This is a genomic window from Azospira sp. (assembly GCF_030247495.1).
Classification (GTDB): domain Bacteria; phylum Pseudomonadota; class Gammaproteobacteria; order Burkholderiales; family Rhodocyclaceae; genus Azospira; species Azospira oryzae.
This window is the reverse complement of sequence record NZ_JAOTRW010000013.1, coordinates 1-22022: the sequence shown is the minus strand read 5'-3', so window position 1 is coordinate 22022 and position 22022 is coordinate 1. Positions and strand designations below refer to the sequence as shown.

Annotated in this window: 20 protein-coding genes; 13 read left to right on the top strand and 7 right to left on the bottom strand. The window is 63.7% G+C overall.

Annotated elements, in window-relative coordinates:
- The first annotated feature begins 93 nt into the window (after nt 1-93).
- The 4 genes from OEL49_RS16860 to OEL49_RS16845 all read left to right on the top strand — a co-directional run bounded on the left by OEL49_RS16860 (nt 94) and on the right by OEL49_RS16845 (nt 3810).
- The gene (locus tag OEL49_RS16860) at nt 94-1119 is read left to right on the top strand and encodes a DctP family TRAP transporter solute-binding subunit (RefSeq protein ID WP_014237566.1); all 1026 of its coding nucleotides are present in this window, start codon (nt 94-96) and stop codon (nt 1117-1119) included.
- 70 nt (nt 1120-1189) lie between these two features.
- Nucleotides 1190-1675 (top strand): TRAP transporter small permease, encoded by a 486-nt coding sequence (locus OEL49_RS16855; protein WP_014237567.1) that lies wholly within the window; start codon nt 1190-1192, stop codon nt 1673-1675.
- Complete coding sequence (locus OEL49_RS16850) at nt 1672-2961, top strand: TRAP transporter large permease (RefSeq protein ID WP_014237568.1); 1290 nt, start codon at nt 1672-1674, stop codon at nt 2959-2961. The genes OEL49_RS16855 and OEL49_RS16850 overlap by 4 nt, the downstream gene beginning before the upstream one ends.
- Nucleotides 2962-3036: 75 nt before the next feature.
- A complete protein-coding gene (locus OEL49_RS16845) occupies nt 3037-3810 on the top strand; it encodes a ZIP family metal transporter (protein ID WP_014237569.1) in 774 nt (257 codons plus the stop codon).
- Here OEL49_RS16845 and OEL49_RS16840 read toward each other — a convergent pair.
- Nucleotides 3745-4038 (bottom strand): hypothetical protein, encoded by a 294-nt coding sequence (locus tag OEL49_RS16840; protein ID WP_202946033.1) that lies wholly within the window; start codon nt 4036-4038, stop codon nt 3745-3747. The two genes, OEL49_RS16845 and OEL49_RS16840, sit on opposite strands and share 66 nt — an antisense overlap.
- Before the next feature lie 223 nt (nt 4039-4261).
- Here OEL49_RS16840 and phaC point away from each other — a divergent pair, with 223 nt between their 5' ends.
- The 6 genes from phaC (at nt 4262) to OEL49_RS16810 (ending at nt 11204) form a co-directional block, all read left to right on the top strand.
- Nucleotides 4262-6001 (top strand): class I poly(R)-hydroxyalkanoic acid synthase, encoded by a 1740-nt coding sequence (gene phaC, locus OEL49_RS16835; RefSeq protein ID WP_414635392.1) that lies wholly within the window; start codon nt 4262-4264, stop codon nt 5999-6001.
- A gap of 108 nt (nt 6002-6109) precedes the next feature.
- Nucleotides 6110-6850: a beta-ketoacyl-ACP reductase gene (locus OEL49_RS16830; protein WP_287875844.1), complete on the top strand. Its 741-nt coding sequence runs from the start codon at nt 6110-6112 to the stop codon at nt 6848-6850.
- Nucleotides 6851-7003: 153 nt separating this feature from the next.
- Entirely contained in the window at nt 7004-7567 is a 564-nt protein-coding gene (gene phaR / locus OEL49_RS16825; RefSeq protein WP_014237573.1) for a polyhydroxyalkanoate synthesis repressor PhaR, read from the top strand.
- A gap of 24 nt (nt 7568-7591) precedes the next feature.
- Nucleotides 7592-8935: a 30S ribosomal protein S12 methylthiotransferase RimO gene (rimO, locus tag OEL49_RS16820; RefSeq protein ID WP_014237574.1), complete on the top strand. Its 1344-nt coding sequence runs from the start codon at nt 7592-7594 to the stop codon at nt 8933-8935.
- Nucleotides 8932-9801: a patatin-like phospholipase RssA gene (rssA, locus tag OEL49_RS16815; RefSeq protein ID WP_130458513.1), complete on the top strand. Its 870-nt coding sequence runs from the start codon at nt 8932-8934 to the stop codon at nt 9799-9801. Before rimO ends, rssA begins: the two co-directional genes overlap by 4 nt.
- Entirely contained in the window at nt 9798-11204 is a 1407-nt protein-coding gene (locus OEL49_RS16810; protein ID WP_287875840.1) for an FAD-binding oxidoreductase, read from the top strand. Before rssA ends, OEL49_RS16810 begins: the two co-directional genes overlap by 4 nt.
- Before the next feature lies 1 nt (nt 11205).
- On the opposite strand, the gene OEL49_RS16805 is transcribed toward OEL49_RS16810, so the two are convergent.
- The 4 genes from OEL49_RS16805 to OEL49_RS16790 all read right to left on the bottom strand — a co-directional run bounded on the left by OEL49_RS16805 (nt 11206) and on the right by OEL49_RS16790 (nt 15125).
- Nucleotides 11206-11409, bottom strand: a complete 204-nt coding sequence (locus OEL49_RS16805; RefSeq protein ID WP_287875838.1) for a hypothetical protein — start codon at nt 11407-11409, stop codon at nt 11206-11208.
- 153 nt (nt 11410-11562) lie between these two features.
- The gene (locus tag OEL49_RS16800) at nt 11563-12420 is read right to left on the bottom strand and encodes an Hsp33 family molecular chaperone HslO (protein ID WP_014237578.1); all 858 of its coding nucleotides are present in this window, start codon (nt 12418-12420) and stop codon (nt 11563-11565) included.
- Nucleotides 12421-12434: 14 nt separating this feature from the next.
- Nucleotides 12435-12782 carry an arsenate reductase gene (locus OEL49_RS16795; protein WP_014237579.1) on the bottom strand — a complete coding sequence of 116 codons (348 nt, stop codon included), beginning with the start codon at nt 12780-12782 and terminating at the stop codon, nt 12435-12437.
- Between the two features lie 27 nt (nt 12783-12809).
- Nucleotides 12810-15125 carry a Tex family protein gene (locus tag OEL49_RS16790; protein ID WP_014237580.1) on the bottom strand — a complete coding sequence of 772 codons (2316 nt, stop codon included), beginning with the start codon at nt 15123-15125 and terminating at the stop codon, nt 12810-12812.
- A gap of 250 nt (nt 15126-15375) precedes the next feature.
- Here OEL49_RS16790 and OEL49_RS16785 point away from each other — a divergent pair, with 250 nt between their 5' ends.
- Nucleotides 15376-18045: a bifunctional diguanylate cyclase/phosphodiesterase gene (locus OEL49_RS16785; protein ID WP_014237581.1), complete on the top strand. Its 2670-nt coding sequence runs from the start codon at nt 15376-15378 to the stop codon at nt 18043-18045.
- Nucleotides 18046-18103: 58 nt separating this feature from the next.
- Nucleotides 18104-18544, top strand: a complete 441-nt coding sequence (fliW, locus tag OEL49_RS16780; protein WP_014237582.1) for a flagellar assembly protein FliW — start codon at nt 18104-18106, stop codon at nt 18542-18544.
- A 331-nt stretch (nt 18545-18875) separates the two neighbouring features.
- Here fliW and OEL49_RS16775 read toward each other — a convergent pair whose 3' ends face one another.
- Nucleotides 18876-19856 carry a DNA-binding protein gene (locus OEL49_RS16775; protein ID WP_157870638.1) on the bottom strand — a complete coding sequence of 327 codons (981 nt, stop codon included), beginning with the start codon at nt 19854-19856 and terminating at the stop codon, nt 18876-18878.
- 266 nt (nt 19857-20122) lie between these two features.
- Here OEL49_RS16775 and OEL49_RS16770 point away from each other — a divergent pair, with 266 nt between their 5' ends.
- Complete coding sequence (locus tag OEL49_RS16770) at nt 20123-21301, top strand: tyrosine-type recombinase/integrase (protein ID WP_014237655.1); 1179 nt, start codon at nt 20123-20125, stop codon at nt 21299-21301.
- A gap of 228 nt (nt 21302-21529) precedes the next feature.
- Here OEL49_RS16770 and OEL49_RS16765 read toward each other — a convergent pair whose 3' ends face one another.
- Nucleotides 21530-21847, bottom strand: a complete 318-nt coding sequence (locus tag OEL49_RS16765) for a hypothetical protein (RefSeq protein WP_043798269.1) — start codon at nt 21845-21847, stop codon at nt 21530-21532.
- Between the last annotated feature and the right edge of the window lie 175 nt (nt 21848-22022).

Below are 22022 nucleotides of genomic sequence, written 5' to 3'. Positions count from 1 at the left end.
GCCGGGGGCCTTGGTGCGTTGCACCTTGACCGTGGCGAACAACGCTCCCTACACTGCCTCCGCTGCATCATCATAAAAACTACCGGAGGAACAATGAAAAAACTCGTCGCCGCCGCATCCCTGGCCCTGGCCCTGCTGCCCCTGGGGCACAGCGTCGCCCACGCCGCCGATTACAAGTCCGAATACCGCCTGTCCACCGTCCTCGGTCCCGCCTTTCCCTGGGGCAAGGCCGGCGAACGCTGGGCCGAACTGGTCAAGCAGAAGACCGAAGGCCGCATCAACATCAAGCTCTACCCGGGCACCAGCCTGGTGGGCGGCGACCAGACCCGGGAGTTTTCCGCCATCCGCCAGGGGGTCATCGACCTGGCCATCGGCTCCTCCATCAACTGGTCGCCCCAGGTGAAGCAGCTCAACCTGTTCTCCCTGCCGTTCCTCACGCCCGATGAAAAGAGCCTGGATGCCCTGATCAAGGGGCCGGTGGGCAAGGACCTCTTCGCCGTGCTGGAAAAGCAGGGCGTGGTGCCCCTGGCCTACGGCGAGAATGGCTTCCGCGAGCTTTCCAATTCCCGGCACCCCATCCGTACCCCGGCGGACCTGAAGGGCATGAAGATCCGCGTCGTCGGTTCCCCCATTTTCATCGATGCCTTCTCCGCCCTCGGCGCCAATCCCACCCAGATGAGCTGGGCCGATGCCCAGCCGGCCCTGGCCACCAAGGCCGTGGACGGCCAGGAAAATCCCCTCTCCGTGTTCAATGCGGCCAAGCTGCACACCCTGGGCCAGCAACACCTGACCCTGTGGGGCTACATGACGGATCCCCTGATTTTCGTGGTGAACCGCAACGTCTGGAACAACTGGAGCGAAGCGGACCGCAAGGCGGTGCGCGAGGCGGCGGAACAGGCGGCGGCGGAGAACCTGGTGGCGGCGCGCAAGGGCGTCAGCCCCGGCGACGATGCCCTGCTCAAGGACATCGAGAAGAACGGCGTCACCATCACCCGGCTGACGGCCGAGCAGCGCAAGGCCTTCAAGGACCTGACCCGTCCGGTGTACGACAAGTGGGCCGAAACCGTGGGCAAGGATCTGGTGAAAAAGGCCGAGGCCGCCATCGCTGCCGGCAAGTAGGTCCTTTTCCCCTGTGCCTGCAAGATCGCCGGCCCGGGCCGGCGATCTTGTTTTTGACGAGAACAACAAGATGGATGACCAACAGAATCCCCCCTCCCGCCCCACTGCCCGCATCGAACGGGCCCTGGCGGCGGGCTGCATGGCCCTGCTGTGCCTGATCACCTTCGCCAATGTGCTGGTGCGCTACCTGACCAACGCCTCCTTCGCCTTCACCGAGGAGTTTTCCGTTTTCCTGCTGCTGGTTCTGACCCTGCTCGGTTCGGCCGGCGCCTTCGCCGACGGCCGCCACATCCGCATCACCCTGCTGGTGGACAGACTTTCCGCCAACGGACGCCGGCTTTGTTCGGCCCTGGAGTGGCTGGCCAATGTGGCCATGTTCGGCCTCCTGGCCTGGCTGGGTTACGGCATGGCCTACGACGATTTCGAATTCGAGGTCACCTCTCCCGGCCTGGGCCTGCCCCAGTGGTGGTACAGCGCCTGGCTGCCCCTGCTGTCGGCCCTGATCGTGCTGCGCCTGTTCCTATTGCTGTGGCGCCGGCGGGGAGGGCGGGCATGAGCTGGCTGCTCTTTCTTTCCTTCTTCGCCCTGATGCTCCTGGGCGTGCCCCTGGGCACGGCCATGGGCCTGGCGGGCCTGGCGGTGGTGTTCTTCGGCGACCTGGGCCTGATGTCCCTGCCCACCAGCGTCTATACCGGCATCGCCAAATATCCGCTGCTGGCCATTCCGGTCTTCGTGCTGGCCGGGATGATTTTCGAGCGCTCCGGCGTGGCCCTGCGCCTGGTGCGTTTTGCCGTGGCCCTGGTGGGCCAGCGGCGCGGCGGCCTGGCCCTGGCCGCCATTCTGGTGTGCATGGTGCTGGGCGGCATTTCCGGCTCCGGCCCGGCGGATGCGGCGGCGGTGGCCACGGTGATGATTCCCAGCATGGCCCGGGCCGGCTACCCGGCCGCCTTTTCCGCCAGCGTCATTGCTGCGGCCGGCTCCACGGCCATTCTCATCCCGCCTTCCATCGTCTTCATCCTCTACAGCGTCCTGGTGCCCCAGGCCTCGGTGCCGGCCCTCTTCGCCGCCGGCCTGATCCCGGGCCTCCTGGCCGGCCTGGCCCTGATGCTGCCGGCCTGGTGGCTGTCGGTGCGCCACGGCTTCGGCGTCGCCGGCCTGCAGGACGGAGAGGCGCGCCAGTCCTTCTGGTCGGCCCTGAAGGAGGCCAGCTGGGGCCTGCTGGCCCCGGTGATCATTCTCGGCGGCATGCGTTCCGGCGCCTTCACGCCGACGGAAGCGGCGGTGGTGGCGGTGTTCTACGGCCTGTTCGTCGGCCTGGTGATCTACCGCACCCTCAACTGGAAGAACATCTACGAAGTGCTGGTGGAGTCGGCGGAGGTTTCCGCCGTGGTCATGCTCATCATCGCCCTGGCCAGCGTCTTCGCCTGGGCCGGCAGCACCCTGGGCACCTTCGAGGCCCTGGGCGGCTGGCTGGTGGGGCTTTCCGGCAACGAGACGGCCATCCTGCTGGCGGTGACCCTGTTGTTGCTGATCGCCGGCATGTTCCTCGACGCCGTTTCCATCCTCTTCATTTTCATGCCCTTCCTGCTGCCGGTGATCCTGCACTTTGGCTGGGACCCGGTGTGGTTCGGCGTCATCCTCACCATGAACGTGGCCATCGGCCAGTTCACGCCGCCCATGGCCATCAACCTGATGGTCACCAGCCGCATTGCCGGCATCCGCATCGAGGATACGGTGCCCTGGGTGCTGTGGATGGTGGGCGCCATGCTCTCGGCCCTGCTGCTGGTGACCTTTGTTCCCGAACTGGCCACCGGCATTCCCCGATATCTGGGGTATCAATAAGATTCGGCGGAGGGGAGGGCGTATAATCCGCCCCTCCCCGAATTTTCCCCACCTTCTTCCCTTGCCTGGAAAACCATGAGTACCCTTGGCTGGATCATCACCGCCAGCTTCCTCGGCGGCGCCCTCAGCGTCATTGCCGCCGGTCTGGTGACCTTCACCCTGGGGGCAGGCAGCGTCTCCCACCTGATTTCCTACGCCATCGGCGCCCTGCTGGGGGCGGTGTTCCTGGAAATCCTGCCCCATGCCCTGGAACATGGCGATCCCCACACCATGGCGGCCACCATCCTGGGCGGCATCCTGATTTTCTTCGTCCTGGAAAAACTGGTGCTGTGGCGCCACTGCCACGACCATCACTGCGAAGCCCACGACGCCCATCCGCCGGCCCACGACCACGGCCGTTCCGGCCTGCTGATCCTGATCGGCGACACCTTCCACAATTTCGTGGACGGCATCCTCATCGCCGCCGCCTTCCTGGAAGACACCCAGCTGGGCATCGTCACCGCCCTGGCCATCATCGCCCACGAAATTCCCCAGGAGCTGGGTGATTTCCTGGTGCTGCTGCATTCCGGCTATTCCCGGGCCAAGGCCCTGGCCTTCAACCTGCTGTCCAGCCTGGCCACCCTGGTGGGGGCCCTGCTGGCCTACTTCGCCCTGTCGTCCCTGCAGGAGTGGGTGCCGTCCCTGCTCGGCCTGGCTGCTGCCAGCATGCTCTATGTGGCCGTGGCCGACCTCATTCCCGGCCTGCACAAGCGGCCCGAACTCAAGGCCACCCTGCAGCAGGTGTCACTGATCGGCCTGGGCATCCTTTCCATCTGGCTGGCCCGGGAGCTGATCGCCGGCCACGCCTGAGGCGGACGGCTGCCCGGCCAGGGCCTCCTGGCGCTTTGCCTCCTGCAACTCCTGCCAGGCCCGGCGCTGCCGCCTGACCTTGGAGCCGCCCAGATAGAGGATGAGGGCGGTGGGCAGCAGCCCGTAGAAAAAGAAGGTTGCGACTCCCGCCACGATGCTGGCCTCGGTGAGGGCCATCATGAAAATGACGTAGAGCCAGCCAATGGCGATGATGTACATGGGCGCCATTATAGCGGGCCCGGCCATCGCTTCCCGGCCCGCTGCAACCAATCCTTCATCTGTCTGTAAGTCGCCTGTCAGCGCGGGGGCTTAACTTCTCCCGGAAGCCCTCCCGCGATCCTCGCTATCCCCTGGTCATTGACAGGGATCAGGCAGCCAAGCAGAATCAAACGCTCCTTCCCCGTCCTCCGCGCGCCGAGCCATTCCGCGCCCCTCAGGAGTTTCATACAAGATGGTCAGCCAGCCGGAAAACCTCCTTCCTGCGATGCAAAATTTCGTTTCTGCCGGACAGACCCTGGCCCAGAATTTCTTCGCCTTCCTGGCGAAACAACCCGGCATGACGCCGCCGCCCGCCGGCACCCTGCCGCCCCTCAAGCTGCCCAGCCCCGAGGAAATGCAGGCCCTGCACCAGGAATACCTGAAGCAGCATGCCGCCCTGTGGGCCGCCATGCTGGCCAAACGCCAGGGCCAGGAACCCGGCTTCGCCGTCCAGCCGGAGCCGGGCGACCGCCGCTTCAATGCCCCCGAGTGGTCGGAAACGCCGATGTTCGATTACATCCGCCAGGCCTACCTGCTCAATTCCAGCTTCCTGCGCCAGGTGGTCGAAGCGGTGCCGGAGGAGGACGACAAGGCCAAGAACCGCCTGCGCTTCATGGCCCGCCAGTACATCGACGCCCTCTCTCCCGCCAATTTCGCCGCCACCAATCCGGAATTCATCAAGCAGGCCGTGGAAAGCAAGGGCCAGAGCATCACCGCCGGCATCCAGAACCTGATCGCCGACATGGAGAAGGGCCGTATCTCCATGACCGACGAAAGCGTCTTCGAAGTCGGCAAGAACATTGCCACCAGCGCCGGCCAGGTGATCTTTGAAAACGAGCTGATGCAGCTGATCCAGTACGAGCCCCTGACGCCCAAGGTGGCCAAGCGGCCCCTGCTGATCGTGCCGCCCTGCATCAACAAGTTCTACATCCTCGACCTGCAGCCGGAGAATTCCCTGGTCCGCTATGCGGTGGAGCAGGGCAACACGGTGTTCCTCGTTTCCTGGCGCAACCCCAAGGCCGACCTGGAGAAATACACCTGGGAGGACTACCTGGAGAAGGCTGCCATCACCGCCATCGAGGTCGTGCGCAGCGTCTGCAAGGTGGACCAGATCAACGCCCTGGGCTTCTGCGTCGGCGGCACCATCCTCTCCAGCGCCCTGGCGGTGCTGGCCGCCCGCGGCGAGGACCCGGTGGCCAGCCTGACCCTGCTCACCACCCTGCTGGATTTTTCCGACACGGGCGAGATCGGCCTGCTCATCGACGACAACTTCCTCGCCCTGAAGGAAAGCCAGATCGGCCAGGGCGGCCTGCTGTCGGCCAAGGAGCTGTCCTCCACCTTCTCCGCCCTGCGCGCCAACGACCTGGTGTGGAACTACGTCGCCAACAACTACCTGAAGGGCAAGAAGCCGGACGCCTTCGACCTGCTGTATTGGAACTGCGATAGCACCAATCTGCCGGGTCCCTTCGCCTGCTGGTACATGCGCAACCTGTACCAGAACAACAGCCTGCGCATCCCGGGCAAGCTGGAAATGTGCGGCGTGCGCGTGGATCTGGGCCGGGTGGCCATGCCCAGCTACATCCTGGCAGCCCGGGAAGACCACATCGTGCCCTGGCAGACCGCCTACCAATCCACCCGCCTGCTGGGCGGCCCGTCCCGCTTCGTTCTCGGCGCCTCCGGCCATATCGCCGGCGTCGTCAATCCGGCCGCCAAGAACAAGCGCAGTTTCTGGAGCGGCAGCGACCAGAAGCTGGATGCGGATTCCTGGCTGGCCGCCGCCACCGAACACAAGGGCAGCTGGTGGTCCGACTGGAGCGCCTGGCTGCAGCAGTTCGCCGGCGGCGAGGTGGCGGCCCGCAGCAAGCTGGGCAATGCCCGCTACAAGCCGCTGGAACCGGCCCCCGGCCGTTACGTCAAGGAAAAGGCCGTCTGAGGCGGCCTGACACCTACATCTGATACAACCGCAGGAAATGCAGCGGGGCGGGGGAGGGGGCTCCCGTCCTGACAACTTTTACCCCATGACTACAAGGAAGGATGAGCTATGAGCAAAGTTGCACTCGTCACCGGCGCCCTGGGCGGCCTGGGTACCGCCATCAGCCAGGCCCTGGCCAAGGAAGGCTACAAGGTCGTTGCCGCCTACCACCCCGAATTCGACAAAAAGGAAGAGTGGCTGGCCGAGCAGGAAGCAGCCGGTTTCAAGGACTTCGTCCTGGTGCCGGGCGACGTTTCCGATTATGAGTCCGCCAAGGCCATGATCGCCGAAGCCGAAGCCAAGGTCGGCCCCATCGACATCCTGGTGAACAACGCCGGCATCACCCGCGACAAGTTCTTCGTCAAGATGGACAAGGGGCAGTGGGATGCGGTCATCAACACCAACCTGAACAGCCTGTTCAACGTCACCCACCACGTCGCCGCCAAGATGGGCGAGCGGGGCTGGGGCCGCATCGTGAACATTTCCTCCGTGAACGGCGTCAAGGGTCAGGCTGGCCAGACCAACTATTCCGCCGCCAAGGCCGGCGTCATCGGCTTCACCAAGGCCCTGGCCCAGGAATTCGCCGCCAAGGGCGTCACCGTGAACGCCATCGCCCCGGGCTACGTGGCCACCAAGATGGTGACCGCCATCCGCGAGGACATCCTCAAGGGCATCATCGACTCCGTGCCCATGAAGCGCCTGGCCAAGCCCGAGGAAATCGGCGCCGCCGTGGTGTACCTGACCTCCGAACTGGCCGGCTTCGTCACCGGTGCCACCCTCAACATCAACGGCGGCCTGTACTACCAGTAATCGTCTGGCCGCAAGGCTGCACCTGGAGCCCCGCCCCGGCGGGGCTTGTTTTTTCTGTATAATCCGCCAGATAGCCGATCCGGGCCGCCCGGGTTGAATATAAAAATATCGGCCAGACCTCTTTTTGGCACTCAACGCACCGGAGCCCGCCCCATGACGGAACCAGCCCGCCTCATCAAGAAGTATCCCAACCGCCGACTCTACGACACCAAAACCAGTGCCTACATCACCCTGGCGGATGTGAAGGAACTGGTGCTGCGCTTCGAAGACTTCAAGGTGGTGGATGCCAAGAGCGGCGAGGACCTGACCCGCAGCATCCTGCTGCAGATCATCCTGGAAGAGGAATCCGGCGGCATGCCCCTGTTCTCCTCCGAACTGCTGGCCCAGATCATCCGTTACTACGGCAATGCCATGCAGGGCATGCTGGGCAAGTACCTGGAAACCAACATCAAGGCCTTCGCCGACGTGCAGGCCAAGCTGCAGGAGCAGTCCCGCTCCCTCTACGGCGAAGCCAACCAGGTTCAGGCCCAGACGGACCTGTGGGCCCAGTTCCTGAATTTCCAGGGGCCGGCCATGCAAAGCATGATGTCCGCCTATGTGGACCAGAGCAAGAAGATGTTCCAGCAGATGCAGGACCAACTGCAGAGCCAGACCCGCAACATGTTCACCGGCTTCCAGTTCCCCGGCGCCCAGCCGGACGACCGGAAGGGCGAGTGAATCGATCAAGGAAAGCAAGCTTAAGTGTCATCCGGCAATACTCCCACCCGTAGCCCCCTGCAAACCCCGACTGTCGGCTTCGTCAGTCTGGGTTGCCCCAAAGCCTCTTCCGATGCGGAGCGCATCCTGACCCAGCTGCGGGCAGAAGGCTATGAAATCTCCTCCTCCTACGACGGCGCCGACCTGGTCATCGTCAATACCTGCGGCTTCATCGACGCCGCGGTGGAGGAATCCCTGGACGCCATCGGCGAGGCCCTCACCGAAAACGGCAAGGTCATCGTCACCGGCTGTCTGGGCGCCAAGGGCGACATCGTCCAGAGCACCCACCCGTCCGTGCTGGCCGTCACCGGCCCCCACGCGGCGGAGGAGGTGATGGGCCATGTGCACAGCCACCTGCCCAAGCCCCACGACCCCTTCATGGACCTGGTGCCGGAGGCCGGCATCCGCCTGACGCCCCAGCATTTCGCCTACCTGAAGATTTCCGAAGGCTGCAACCACAGTTGCACCTTCTGCATCATTCCCAGCCTGCGCGGCCCCCTGGTGTCCCGCCCCATCGGCGACGTGCTGCAGGAAGCCAAGGCCCTGGCCGAGGCCGGCGTCAAGGAACTGCTGGTCATTTCCCAGGACACCAGCGCCTACGGCGTGGATCTGAAATACCGCACCGGCTTCGTCGGCGGCCGCCCGGTCAAGACCCGACTCAAGGAACTGTGCGAGGCCCTGGCCGAGTTCGGCATCTGGGTGCGCCTGCACTACGTCTATCCCTATCCCAGCGTGGATGACCTGATCCCCCTGATGGCCGAGGGCAAGATCCTGCCCTACCTGGATGTACCTTTCCAGCACGCCAGCCCGCGCATCCTCAAGGCCATGAAGCGCCCGGCCAGCGCCGAGAACAACCTGGAGCGGATCCGTGCCTGGCGCGCCATCTGCCCGGACATCACCATCCGTTCCACCTTCATCGCCGGCTTCCCCGGCGAGACCGAGGCCGAATTCGAGGAGCTGCTGCAGTTCCTGGAAGAGGCCCGTCTGGACCGGGTCGGCTGCTTCGCCTATTCCCCGGTGGACGGTGCCACTGCCAACGACCTGCCCGGCGCCCTGCCGGACGAGGTGCGGGAGGAACGTCGCCGCTACGTCATGGAGCTGCAGGAAGACATTTCCGCCGATCTCCTGGCCGCCAAGATCGACAAGGAAATCACGGTCCTGGTGGACGCAGTGGACGAAGAGGGCGCCATCGCCCGCTCCAGCGCCGATGCGCCGGAAATCGACGGCGTCGTCTATCTGGACGGCGTCTTCGACGTGGAGCCGGGCGACTTCGTCAAGGTCCGGGTGGTGGACAGCGACGCCCACGACCTTTACGCCGAGCGGGTGTGAAACCTAGGATCGGGCTCGCCCTCGGCAGCGGCTCCGCCCGGGGCTGGGCCCACATCGGCGTCATCCGCGCCCTGCGGGATGCCGGCATCGAGCCCGACATCATCTGCGGTTCCTCCATCGGCGCCTTCGTCGGTGCCGCCACCGCCTGCGGCGACCTGGACAAGCTGGAGCACTGGGTGCGCAGCCTGTCCTGGAAGGAAGTCCTGGGCTTCTTCGACGTGGGCCTCAACGGCGGCCTGATCAAGGGCGAAAAGCTCCTCGATTTCTTCACCCGGCACTTCACCGACCGGGATTTCCACGATCTGCCCCTGCCTTTCGCCTGCGTCGCCACCGACCTGGGCAGCGGCCGGGAAATCTGGCTCAAGGAAGGCAGCGTGGCCCATGCGGTGCGGGCCTCCATCGCGCTGCCTGGCCTGTTCGCCCCGATACCCCGGGATGGCGGCTTTCTGGTGGATGGGGGACTGGTCAATCCGGTGCCGGTGTCCCTGTGCCGGGCCATGGGAGCCGATATCGTCATCGCCGTGGACCTGGGCTCCGACATGCTGGGCCGGCGCCTGCGCAACCGGGGCGAGACGCCGCCTTCCGTGGACGGCTGGCGCGGCACCCTGAAGCGCTGGCTGGGGGTGGAGGAGGGCGGCAACAGCCCGTCCATGCTCGACGTCATGGCCAGCAGCATCAACATCATGCAGGTGCGTATCGCCCGCAGCCGGCTTGCCGGCGAACCCGCCGACACCCTGATTTCCCCCCGGGTGGCCGATCTGGGCCTGCTGGATTTTCACCGCGCCGACGAGGCCATCGCCGAAGGCCGGGTGGCCACCGAACTGATGCTGCCCATGTTGCGCAGCGTCCTGGAAATGCCGGCATGAACGACCTGCAGCAGCAACTGGCCGCCATCGTCGGCCCGGCCCACGTGCTGACCGGAGAGGCCGAGTTGGCGCCCTATCTGACCGACTGGCGCGGCCGCTACCGGGGCCGTGCCCTGGCCCTGGTCAGGCCCGGTTCGACGGACGAGGTTACCACCGTGGTGCGGGCCTGCGCCGCCGCCGGCGTGCCCATGGTGCCCCAGGGCGGCAATACCAGCCTGTGCGGGGCCGCCACGCCGGACCAGGGCGGGCGCTCGGTGCTGGTCAATCTCTCCCGCCTCAACCGCATCCGCCAGATCGATGCCGCCAACAATGCCATCACGGTGGAAGCCGGCTGCCTCCTGGCCCAGGTGCAGGAAGCGGCCGCCGCGGCAGGGCGCCTCTTTCCCCTGGCCCTGGCCTCGGAAGGCTCGTGCCAGATCGGCGGCAATCTCTCCACCAATGCGGGCGGGGTCCAGGTGCTGCGCTACGGCAACACCCGGGAACTGACCCTGGGGCTGGAAGTGGTGCTGCCCGACGGGCGCCTGTGGAACGGTCTCACCGCCCTGCGCAAGGACAACACGGGTTACGACCTGAAGGACCTATTCATCGGCGCCGAAGGCACCCTGGGCATCATCACCGCCGCCGTGCTCAAGCTTTTTCCCCGTCCCCGGGCGGTGGTCACGGCCTGGCTGGCGGTGGCCGACGGGGCCGCCGCCATTGCCCTGCTGGGGCGGGCCCAGGCCCGCTTCGATGCCCGTTTGACGGCCTTCGAGCTGATTTCACGGCAGTCCCTCGATCTGGTGCTGCAGCATATTCCCGGCAGTCGCCAGCCCCTGGCGGCTCCGGCCCCCTGGCAGGTCTTGCTGGAGCTTGCCGACGGCGGCGCATGGGCGGACCTGCAGGCCGACCTGGAAGATTTCATCGGCGGGGAAATGGCGGATGGACGGGTCCAGGACGGAGTGCTGGCCCAGAGCGAAACCCAGGCGCGGCAGTTGTGGGCCCTGCGGGAAAATATCTCCGAGGCCCAGAAAATCGAGGGCCTCAGCATCAAGCACGACATCTCGGTACCCGTCTCCCGCATCCCGGAATTTCTCGACCTGGCCGGAACGGCGCTGGCCGCCGCCTTTCCCGGCGTGCGGGTGGTGGCCTTCGGCCATGCCGGGGACGGCAACCTGCATTACAACCTGTCCAAGGCGCAACGCCAGGACAACGACGCCTTCATCGCCGCCACGCCCCAGGCCAACCGCATCGTGCACGACCTGGTGGCCCGCCTGGGCGGTTCCATCTCGGCGGAGCACGGCATCGGCCAGTTGAAGCGGGAGGAGTTGGTGCGTTACAAGGACCCGGTGGGGCTGGATTTGATGCGCTGCATCAAGTCCAGTCTGGATCCCCGGGGCCTGATGAATCCGGGAAAAATACTCTGATTCAGCTACGGTAACCGGCCGCTGGCCGCACCCGCTGCATTTCCACGATAAGCAACCGCACCCTGCTGCGGATGCGCTCCAGGCAAAGGCTTATTTCCCGTTGGTCGTGCTGCACCCGGGCAATCTTGTGCCGCAGGTGATGGATGTTGGCCAGGTATTGACGGTCGATGTTGCCGACAACGGCAGAGAGGGGATGGGGTTGCATGGGAGTCCTCCCGGGCTTGGGTGAATCCCATTATGCTGCACCGCACCAGCCACTGGAATCGGCCAAAGGTGCTAAATCCGCCCGGCCTATGCCCAAGATCATATGACTGGGGCACGGGGCAAGACGGGGGACATTGCGTCCCCCACCAAAGACTCAGTGCAGCGTCGGCGGATTGGCGGAGAACAACTCGGCCACGGCGGCTGCATCGAAGCGGTATTCCCGGTTGCAGATGTCGTCCCGGATGAGGATTTCGCCGTGCTCCTGCAGGATGGATTCGGCCTCTTCCCGTCCGACGGCCCGCAGCATGCTGCGCACCTTTTCCCAGTCCTCGGGGCAGGAGTAGGTCACGCTCCGGGGCGGATAGAGGCGCAGGGTTTCCTCGGCAAAGACCCGGGACAGCAGCACTTCCGTTTCCAGGCCCAGCAGTTCTTCCGGGCGCAGGGTGGCGGCCAGCTGCTGCAGGCGGTTCCAGCCGTCTGCGTCCTTGTCGTGGGCGCCCGGCAGGGTTTGCAGGAAGAGGCCGGTGACGCCCTGCTCGGAAGCCGCCAGATAGAGGCGGGAGGGCTGCTGTTCGGACTGCTGCAGGTAATGCTCGAAGACCTCGGCGATGGTATTGCCTTCCAGGGGCACGAAGCTCTGGTACGGGTCCTTGGCCTGGGGCAGGTCCAGGGTCAGCATCAGCTGGCCATGGCCCCACAGGCGCTCCAGGGGCAGGTCGCCGGCTGCCAGGCCGTCGGCCCGGGCCATGCCACGGAATTCCAGGTTTTCGTTGCAGTCGATCACCAGCAGAGAAAGGGGGCCGTCGCCCCGCAGCTGGAAGGTCAGCCGGCCCGGCTGCTTCAGCTGGGCCGCAATGATGGTGGTGACGGCGGTCATCTCGCCCAGCAGGCGGGCCACCGCCTCCGGATAGCCGCGGCTGGCCTGCATGGCCTGCCAGGAGGGACCGAGGCGGACGATGGCGCCGCGGATGTCCAGGTCTTCGAAAAGCAGGCGTTGTACGGAATCTTGCATGGGACGGGGAGGCCTTATGACTTGAAGGTTTGGGCGAAGCGTTCCGCATCGAAACCCACGCTGACCTGGTCGCCGTGTTCGATGAGGGGGCGCTTGATCAGGCTCGGATACTCACCCATGAGGGCGATGGCCTTGGTCTCATCCACGTCGGCCCGCTGCGCCTCGCTGAGTTTCTTCCACATCAGGCCCCGGGTGTTGAGCAGGACCTGCCAGCCGGCCTTGCGGCACCACTCGGGCAGCTTGCCTGCCGCCACGCCGGCCTTCTTGTAGTCGATGAATTCGTAGGCGACACCGTTGGCTTCCAGCCAGACGAAGGCCTTCTTCATGGTGTCGCAGTTCTTGATGCCGTATACCTTGAGCATGGCAACTTCCTAATTCAAAACGCCATTTTACCGCTTCAGCTTGGCGAAGGCGGCGGCCATGGCGTTCTGGCCGGCGGGCTGGGCATCTTCCCGCTGGCGGGCCTTGGCGGTCATGGGGGCGCCGGCCGGCTTGCCGCCGCCGGTGCTCTTGCCGAAGGCATCGTCCAGCCGCATGGTGAGGGCGATGCGCTTGCGGGCCATGTCCACTTCCAGCACCTTGACCTTGACGATGTCGCCGGCCTTGACCACCTCGTGGGGGTCCTTGACGAACTTGGTGGACAGGGCGGAAACGTGCACCAGGCCGTCCTGGTGCACGCCGATGTCCACGAAGGCGCCGAAGGCGGCCACGTTGGTGACCACGCCTTCCAGGATCATGCCGGGCTGCAGGTCGCGCATTTCCTCGACACCGTCCTTGAAGACGGCGGTCTTGAACTCGGGGCGGGGATCCCGGCCCGGCTTTTCCAGTTCCTTGAGGATGTCCTGCACCGTCGGCAGGCCGAACTTCTCGTCGGTGTATTTGACGGGCTGCAGGCTCTTCACCAGGCGGGCGTCGCCGATCACTTCCTTGATGCCCTTCTTGATGTCGGCCAGGATGCGCTCCACCACCGGATAGGCTTCCGGGTGCACGGCGGAGGCATCCAGGGGGTTGTCGCTGCTGGGCACCCGCAGGAAGCCGGCGGCCTGCTCGAAGGTCTTGTCGCCCAGGCGGGGCACGTTCTTCAGGGCCAGTCGGTTGGGGAAGGGGCCGTGCTGGTCCCGGTAGGCGACGATGTTGGCCGCCAGGGTCTGGTTGAGGCCGGAAATGCGGGCCAGCAGCGGAATGGAGGCGGTGTTCACATCGACGCCGACGGCGTTCACGCAGTCTTCCACCACCCCGTCCAGGGCCCGGGCCAGCTTGGTCTGGGAGACGTCATGCTGGTACTGGCCGACACCGATGGACTTGGGCTCGATTTTTACCAGTTCGGCCAGGGGGTCCTGCAGGCGGCGGGCGATGGAGACGGCGCCGCGCAGGGAAACGTCCAGTTCCGGGAATTCCCGGGCCGCGAATTCGGAGGCGGAATAGACCGAGGCGCCGGCTTCGGACACCACCACCTTGGCCAGGGCCATGTGGGGCGAGGCGATGCGGATCAGGTCGGCGGCCAGCTTGTCCGTTTCCCGGGAAGCGGTGCCGTTGCCGATGGCGATCAGGTTCACATTGTGTTTCTGGGCCAGCACGGCCAGGGTGTGCAGGGAGCCTTCCCAGTCGCGCCGGGGCTCGTGGGGATAGATGGTGGCGGTGTCCAGCAGCTTGCCGGTCTGGTCCACCACGGCCACCTTGACCCCGGTACGCAGGCCCGGATCCAGGCCCATGGTGGCTTTCTGGCCGGCCGGGGCCGCCAGCAGGAGGTCCTTCAGGTTGCGGCCGAAGACGCGGATGGCTTCTTCCTCGGCCTTTTCCCGCAACACGGTCATCAGTTCGGTTTCCAGGTGCAGGGCCATCTTCACCCGCCAGGCCCAGCGCACCGTGTCGGCCAGCCACTTGTCGGCGGGACGGCCCTGGTCCTTGATGCCGAAGCGCTTGGCGATGCGCAGTTCGCAGGGATTGGGGCCGAGGGGCTTGTTCTCCTCGTCCAGTTCGGAATCGAGCACCAGGGCCAGGGAAATGGCGCCCTCGTTGCGGCCGCGGAAGAGGGCCAGGGCCCGGTGGGAGGGAATGTCGCTGATGGCTTCCGAGTATTCGAAATAGTCGCGGAACTTGGCGCCGGCTTCTTCCTGGCCAGCGATCAGGGTGGACTTGAGGATGCCATGTTCGTCCAGGTAGGTGCGCAGGCTGCCCAGCAGCTCCGCGTCCTCGGCGAACTGCTCCATGAGGATCTGGCGGGCGCCGTCCAGCACGGCCTTGGTGTCGGCAAAACCGGCTTCGGCGTTGAAGTATTTTTCCGCCTCGCTTTCCGGCACCAGGGTCGGATCGGCCAGCAGGGCATCGGCCAGCGGCTGCAGGCCGGCTTCCCGGGCTATCTGGGCCTTGGTGCGGCGCTTCTGCTTGTAGGGCAGGTAGAGGTCTTCCAGGCGCTGCTTGGTGTCCGCCATGTCCACGGCGGCCTTCAGCTCGGGGGTCAGCTTGCCCTGTTCGTCGATGCTGGCGAGGACGGCGGCGCGGCGGTCTTCCAGTTCCCGCAGATAGGTCAGGCGCTCTTCCAGGTTGCGCAGCTGGGTGTCGTCCAGGCCGCCGGTGACTTCCTTCCGGTAGCGGGCGATGAAGGGCACGGTGGCGCCTTCGTCCAGCAGGGCCACGGCGGCCATGACCTGTTGCGGGCGGGCGCCCAGTTCCTCGGCGATGCGATGTTCGATGGGAGGCAGCATGAGACTCGGGGGAAAGGGGAAAAAGAGGGCGAACTATGCACCAAAGCCGCCGCATAAGACAAGGCAGCGGGGCCCGCTCGGGGATATGGCATATAAGTGCCGGCGCAACTGAGGTAAGATGACACCTTTCCCGTTCTGTCGGGCTGAGAATGAATGCTGGCGCGGTTTTTCAGCGACAGCCCCAATTCTTCCTTGTCTGGCGGGACTTGGCGGCTGCCATGCCCCGGAACCCAACGCCGAGACACCCTTTTTGACCAAGCAAAACGGCATTTCCTCGCGACAGTTCGTCTATGTCGTCATCGCCTTGCTGGCCTTGGCGGGCTTTTGCGCCTTGCTGGGTCTGGAACTGAACCATTCCTACGACACGGAAATGGCCTTTGCCCGGCGCAATGTGGAAAACCTAGCGGACAGCCTGGAAGGCCGCACCCGGGGCGCTGTGGAGAAGATCGACCTGGTGCTGCTGGAAGTCCAGTATTCCATGCAGCAGCGCCTGGCCAAGGGCCCCGTTTCGCCCCAGGCCGTCAATGCGGAACTGGCCCGGCTGCTCTCCCGCATTCCCGAGTCCCAGAGCCTGCGGGTGGCCGACGCCACCGGCACCTTCCGCTACGACGCCAGCGGCAAGATATCCAGCCAGAGCATCGGCGACCGGGCCTATTTCCAGCGCAACAAGAACGATCCCAAGGCGGGCCTGGTCTTTTCCGAGCCGATTTTCGCCCGCATCACCCAGAACTGGGTCATCACCCTCAGCCGCAGCCTGCGGGACAAGGACGGGCGCTTCCTCGGCCTGGTCCAGGCCGCCGTCAATGCGGACAGCCTGCAGCAGCACTTCCAGACCCTGAACGTGGGGGAGGGTGGCGTGGTGGCCCTGTACGACGCCGAACTGCGCCTCATCGCCCGCACCCCGCCCCTGCCCAACCGGCTGGGCAAGAGCATCCTCAACACGGAAATCAGCGACAACATCCGCAGCCGGGAGAAGGGGGCCTTCGAGGCCCTCTCGCATCAGGACGGCATTCGCCGCGTGTTCGGCTTTCGGCGCCTGGAAAACCTGCCCTTCGTGGTTTTCGTCGGCCTCTCCCGGGACGAGGTGCTGTCCGAGTGGTATCGCAAGCTCACCTATTACGGCGCCACTGCCGTGGTGCTGGCCCTGGCCCTGCTGGGCCTGATCCTGGTGTGGCAGCGCAGTTACGTGCGGGCGGTGTCCATGGCCCACACCATGACCAATGCCTACGACGAAAGCTCCTCCCGCATCCGGGCCCTGCTGGACAGCATTCCCGACCTGGCCTGGATCAAGGACAACGCCTTCCGCTTCCACGCCGTCAACGAGGCCTACGCCCGCATGTGCGGCAAGCCGGCTGAGGAAATCGTCGGCAAGACCGTGTTCCAGGTCTGGCCCGAAGCCCTGGCGCGGACCTTCCAGAATCACGACGAAGCCGTGCTGGCCAGCGGCAAGCCGGGCCACTTCGAAGTCCTGGTAACCAATGGGGAAGGGCAGCCGCGTACCCTGGACTACATCCGGGTGCCGGTGCACAACGAGGAGGGCGAGGTCGTCGGCATGGCCGGCATCGCCCGGGACATCACGGAGCGCAAGGAAGCCGAAGCCCGCATCCGCCATCTGGCGGAGCACGACGCCCTGACCGACCTGCCCAACCGCAGCCTGCTCAGTTCCCGCATGGCCGATGCCATCAACCGCTCGGTCGGCAGCCAGGCGCCCATGGCCCTGCTGCTCCTGGATCTGGACCATTTCAAGAACATCAACGATTCCCTCGGCCATGAGGTCGGCGACAAGCTGCTCCAACTGGCGGCGGAGCGCCTGCGCCACACCCTGGACGCGGCGGACACCCTGAGCCGTTCCGGCGGCGACGAATTCGCCATCCTCCTCACCGAATGCAGCGGCGCCCCCATGATCGGGCGCATCGCCCAGCGCCTGCTGGAAACCATGGCCCAGCCCTTCAATGTGGACGGGCACGAACTGGTGCTGTCAGCCTCCGTCGGCATCAGCATGTATCCCCACGACGGCACCGATCTCGGCGCCCTGCTGAAGAACGCCGATGCCGCCATGTATTCGGCCAAGGCTGCCGGTCGCAATACCTACCAGTTCTTCACGCCGGAAATGAACGCCCGGGTATTCGAACGCCTGTCCCTGGAAAACAGCCTGCGCAAGGCCCTGCCGCGCCAGGAACTGATGCTCTACTACCAGCCCCAATACCGGGTCGGCGGCGGCGATCCCATCGGTTTCGAGGCCCTCTTGCGCTGGCGCCATCCCGAACTGGGCCTGGTGCCGCCGGCCCGCTTCATTCCCATCGCCGAGGAAACCAACCTGATCCTGCCCATCGGCGAATGGGTCCTGGCCGAGGCCTGCCGGCAGCAGATGGCCTGGCAGAGGGCAGGGCAGCCGGCCACCACGGTGGCAGTGAATCTTTCCCCGGTGCAGTTCCGGCAGCGCAATCTGGTCTCCTTGGTGCAGCGGGTGCTGGCCGAAACGGGCCTGCCGGCCGCCCAGCTGGAGCTGGAAATCACCGAAAGCCTGCTCATGGACGACACCGAACGGGCCGTCGAGGTGCTGCACGAACTGAAGTCCCTGGGCATCCGTCTGTCCCTGGACGATTTCGGCACCGGCTATTCCAGCCTCAGCTACCTGAAGCGTTTCCCCCTGGACAAGATCAAGATCGACCAGTCCTTCGTGCGCGACATGATCAAGGATTCGGGCGACGCCGCCATCATCCAGGCCATCATCGCCATTGCCGCCAAGCTGGAACTGGGCGTCATTGCCGAAGGGGTGGAAAACCAGTCCCAGCTGGACTACCTGGCCCTGCACCAGTGCGGCGAAGTCCAGGGTTATCTGTTCAGCCCGCCGGTACCGGCCGCCGAGGTTTGCCGCTTCTTCAATTCGGCCACCCGGGCCCCGGCGCCAATGGCATAATCGGTCGGAACAACCGTCAATTCAGCCAACCAACAACGATTCCAAGAGGAGCGAGCCCATGCAAGTACAAACCCATCTGTTCGGCACCATCGAAGTGGATCCCGACACCGTCATTTCCTTCCCGGCCGGCCTGACGGGTTTCGAATCCAGCGTGCGCTACAAGCTGGTGCATGAGGCAGCAGAAGGGGAGCCGGTCAGCTTCACCCTGCAGTCGGTGGACAATCCTTCCGTGGCTTTCCAGATCATCGATCCGACCGCCATCGGTTTCCAGTACGAACTGGAACTGTCCGATGCCGAACGCGTCGCCCTCAAGGTCGATCAACCCGAAGACGTAGCCGTGATGCTGCTGCTGTTCAAACAGGAGACGGCCAAGCAACTGGGCGCCAACGTGCGCGCACCGCTGCTGATCAACGTCAAGACCCGGCTCGGTCTGCAGAAGGTGATCGGCAACTGCCGTCCCCGTATCACCGTCAGCAACCTCAGCTCCGCGGTGGGCTGATCCCGAAAGAGGCCTGCGGGCCTCTTTTCTTTCATACATATTATTTTACATAATACAAATTATGCGATTCATAGATTGACCTGGAGAGAAGGAAACCGGAGTCCGCCCCACTAATTGCTAGATGCTTTCCTAGTGAAAACAGCGAATTTCAAAATAATACTGCTCTTGGCCACCTGCACCAAAGAATTAGTGGCGGTCATTGTCTGTCTGGTCATTCGAAGCCAGCCTTTAGTGTATTCAGCGGTCCACCCTTAGACTCATTGCTAACTCTGTTGTACATATGCACTGCTGACTACTTGGGTTAATGAAACGAAGGCTTCACCTACAAGACTCAGCCACCAAGAGGTTTCCTGCTTTTTCTACGTGGTTTAGCAACTTCGCTCTCGCCTGCCGGTGTGGGGTTCAACTGCTGACGCTCCTTCTCCAGGGAACTGACTTTCTCCTGACAAGCCTTTAGGTCTCGTTCCATCAAGGTCTTCTGGACTTCGCCTTCTGCCATGGCTGCTTGCAAGGATTGCGTCTGCTCGGTCTGCCGCTGATAGATCGCCCGCATTTCCTGAAGCGTGCCTTCGGCTATTCCTGCAACTTGACGGGCTTCTGCGAGTTCCTTCTGAAGGAGTCCCGCTTCGCTCCGATGCCGTTCTGCGGCTTCCATCTGATTTTTACGGAGTTGTGCTAATTCCGTCTGGAGCTTAGCGGATGCTGTTCGTTCGCGGTCAATCTCCAGCATCGCTCGTTTCTCGCCAGCCTCGTGACGTTCTTCTGATTTTTGCAGGGCTTGGCGCAGCTTTTCTAGTTCCACCGCAAAATCTCGCCGGGATTCGGCCAGCGCAGCCTCGAGGACCATTTGTTGACGTACGGCTGCCGCCAACTGTTCCGCCAAAGATGCCTTACCAGCTTGCTCTGCTGCCAGGTCGCGTTCCAATTGCAGGGCACGCTCCGTAGCCACCTGAATCGTGTGGTGAGCCAGCCCTAATTCTGCCAGTGCTGTAGCCCGGTCGGATTCCGCCGCTGCTTTCCCATTTTGGGCTTCTAGGACCGCGGCTTGCGCTTCGTTGCGGAAACCAGCCAGTCCGTCCTGGGCAGCCGCTTGGGCCTGTGTCCACAGGCTGGCCACAAGATCGCCGGCGGCTGCTTTCACGGCCTCAGGCAGATCGGGGTGCTCAATGCGAACTCGGCTTTTCTCGCGCAAGTCCTCCCAGAAATTCGCCAGAGCTTCCGCGGGGGCTGACATGCTGCCCTTCCGGACATACTGATACAGTTTGTTGGCGGTTGGCGTGATGCCATACCGGAAGAAAAGGACAGTGCACACTTCGCGGTACAGATCCTGCGTTTCAGGCGTCCGCTCGCGGAGGGCTTCGACGTCGGCGTGGATTTGGGCTTCGGTGCTAATCTTGATGACTCCTATGACTGTCGTCAGGCAACAATACCCAGCCAATCTTTAATAATACAACGTATAACGTTGTATATATTGCACAATCGGCATTTTATTTGACATTACGACTATAATGTCGAATTATTGCGACGTGATGGCGTTGAGGAAATACTGAGACCTTAATCCACGTTTTCAGGCCGAAAATGACTGATACCGCGCTCGCGCCGATTCCTGTTGAGCAGATTCTGTTGCCAGCTGACCTCGACGGCAGCCAAGGACGTAATCGTGCCGTTGGTTGGGTCGCTCAGATTGCCGCCTCCAATGATCTGCAGGCCATTCACGCCTGGTTGGCGCGTTTCATCGAAACCAAGACGACGTTCGACAACTACCGGAAGGAAGCTGAGCGCTTATTGCTGTGGTCAACGCTCCAATTGGGCAAACCCCTCTCCTCCCTGACCCATGAGGATTTCCTGGTGTACCAGCAATTCCTCTTGGATCCCCAACCGCGTGAAAAATGGGTAGCTGGCGGTGGTCGCAAGCATCCTCGGGATGATCCTCGTTGGCGGCCGTTCTATGGGCCGCTCTCGACGGCCAGTCAACGCCAGGCCATGATCATCTTGAATGTGATGTTTTCCTGGTTGGTCGATGCTGGCTACCTGGCCGGCAATCCCTTGTCCTTATCGCGGCACCGGGCACGTCGGGCCAAACCCCGAATTACACGCTATCTCGACCCAGACCTTTGGCAGGAATTGAAAGTCTTCATTGATAGCATGCCCCGAGAAACCGATCGCCAACGGGCCCACTATTTTCGCGTACGGTGGCTATTCACCCTCCTCTATCTAGGCGGCCTTCGGATCTCGGAAGTCGCTGAAAACACCATGGGCAGTTTCTTTTGCCGGCGCGACCGCGAGGGCGATGAGCGCTGGTGGCTGGAGGTTCTGGGCAAAGGCGACAAGGAACGCTTGGTGCCGGCGACCAGTGAATTGATGGTTGAACTGGCCCGTTATCGGCGTGAGATAGGCTTGGCGCCCTTCCCTAGCCCTAATGAGGATACCCCCTTGCTGCTGCCGATTGGAAAATCGCGGGATCCATTGACCCGGGCGGCGCTGCATTCGATCGTCAAGAAGATTTTCGAGGGAGCAGCGGAGCGCTTGCGTCAGCGAGGTGATGAGTATGTCGTCCGAGCGAATTTACTTGAGCGCGCATCGGCACACTGGTTGCGTCATACTGCCGGTTCGCATATGGCTGATCAGCAGATCGACTTGCGCCTGGTCCGAGACAATCTGGGCCACGAATCGTTGAGTACGACAAGCCAATACCTTCATGTGGACGATGACCGGCGGCACAAAGAAACGGAAGAAAAGCATCGCATACGATGGTAAAGGCGATAGCTGATTTTGGGCCATCCGATGACTATCTATCGCGCCGATCCTAGATACTACTTCCGCGTCGACGCCTATAAAATTATGTGCCCCGTACCCGCTGCCCCGGATGACGCACTAGAGATTGGCAGGGCACTTTACTCGCCAAGGGCGCGCTACCGGACCGCTCGTTAGCGGTCTTTCAATATCTGCTGCATGGTTGTTCGGGGCATCAACGCATTCTCTACATCAGGGTGCCTGGGGTTCTCTATTGAGCACGCCATGTATTGACAGCAGTCGGTCGAAAAATTCTGCAACGCATTGTTGAGCGAGCGGCCCAATCTTGCGCTGCTCGAAGTCGACGTCCAAAAACTCGTGCCCGCCGAACCGGTAGACCTCATATCCCGCCAGTCGCAGCCGACGATCTTCCGCAACCATCTCGGCATAGCGCTGCGCATTTGCGATAAAACGATCCGGCATCAGGGGATCGGGTTCGGCATAGTGCTGGCGGCCATCGATCTCGATCACGATGCGCATGCCCTGCTCCAGCATCAGCAGGAAATCCATGCGCTGACGCGCTAGGAATTGCTCGTCGCCGCGCTGCCGGCGGGTGTAGAGGGTCGGCCGGGATTCATACGAAATCCTCGAAAATCGCTTTTAACCGACGGATTTGATTTAGAAATTTTTGGCGTCAACTACTTCAACTGGTGGCGCCAGCCAGGCCTGTGGCTCAACAGCGGCG

What these genes read in the sequence shown, in the direction of transcription:
- OEL49_RS16860 (WP_014237566.1), top strand. Translation starts at nt 94, where the DNA reads ATGAAAAAACTCGTCGCCGCCGCATCCCTGGCCCTGGCCCTGCTGCCC.
- OEL49_RS16855 (WP_014237567.1), top strand. Translation starts at nt 1,190, where the DNA reads ATGGATGACCAACAGAATCCCCCCTCCCGCCCCACTGCCCGCATCGAA.
- OEL49_RS16850 (WP_014237568.1), top strand. Translation starts at nt 1,672, where the DNA reads ATGAGCTGGCTGCTCTTTCTTTCCTTCTTCGCCCTGATGCTCCTGGGC.
- OEL49_RS16845 (WP_014237569.1), top strand. Translation starts at nt 3,037, where the DNA reads ATGAGTACCCTTGGCTGGATCATCACCGCCAGCTTCCTCGGCGGCGCC.
- OEL49_RS16840 (WP_202946033.1), bottom strand. Translation starts at nt 4,038, where the DNA reads ATGGCGCCCATGTACATCATCGCCATTGGCTGGCTCTACGTCATTTTC.
- phaC (WP_414635392.1), top strand. Translation starts at nt 4,262, where the DNA reads ATGGTCAGCCAGCCGGAAAACCTCCTTCCTGCGATGCAAAATTTCGTT.
- OEL49_RS16830 (WP_287875844.1), top strand. Translation starts at nt 6,110, where the DNA reads ATGAGCAAAGTTGCACTCGTCACCGGCGCCCTGGGCGGCCTGGGTACC.
- phaR (WP_014237573.1), top strand. Translation starts at nt 7,004, where the DNA reads ATGACGGAACCAGCCCGCCTCATCAAGAAGTATCCCAACCGCCGACTC.
- OEL49_RS16810 (WP_287875840.1), top strand. Translation starts at nt 9,798, where the DNA reads ATGAACGACCTGCAGCAGCAACTGGCCGCCATCGTCGGCCCGGCCCAC.
- OEL49_RS16805 (WP_287875838.1), bottom strand. Translation starts at nt 11,409, where the DNA reads ATGCAACCCCATCCCCTCTCTGCCGTTGTCGGCAACATCGACCGTCAA.
- OEL49_RS16800 (WP_014237578.1), bottom strand. Translation starts at nt 12,420, where the DNA reads ATGCAAGATTCCGTACAACGCCTGCTTTTCGAAGACCTGGACATCCGC.
- OEL49_RS16795 (WP_014237579.1), bottom strand. Translation starts at nt 12,782, where the DNA reads ATGCTCAAGGTATACGGCATCAAGAACTGCGACACCATGAAGAAGGCC.
- OEL49_RS16790 (WP_014237580.1), bottom strand. Translation starts at nt 15,125, where the DNA reads ATGCTGCCTCCCATCGAACATCGCATCGCCGAGGAACTGGGCGCCCGC.
- fliW (WP_014237582.1), top strand. Translation starts at nt 18,104, where the DNA reads ATGCAAGTACAAACCCATCTGTTCGGCACCATCGAAGTGGATCCCGAC.
- OEL49_RS16770 (WP_014237655.1), top strand. Translation starts at nt 20,123, where the DNA reads ATGACTGATACCGCGCTCGCGCCGATTCCTGTTGAGCAGATTCTGTTG.
- OEL49_RS16765 (WP_043798269.1), bottom strand. Translation starts at nt 21,847, where the DNA reads ATGGATTTCCTGCTGATGCTGGAGCAGGGCATGCGCATCGTGATCGAG.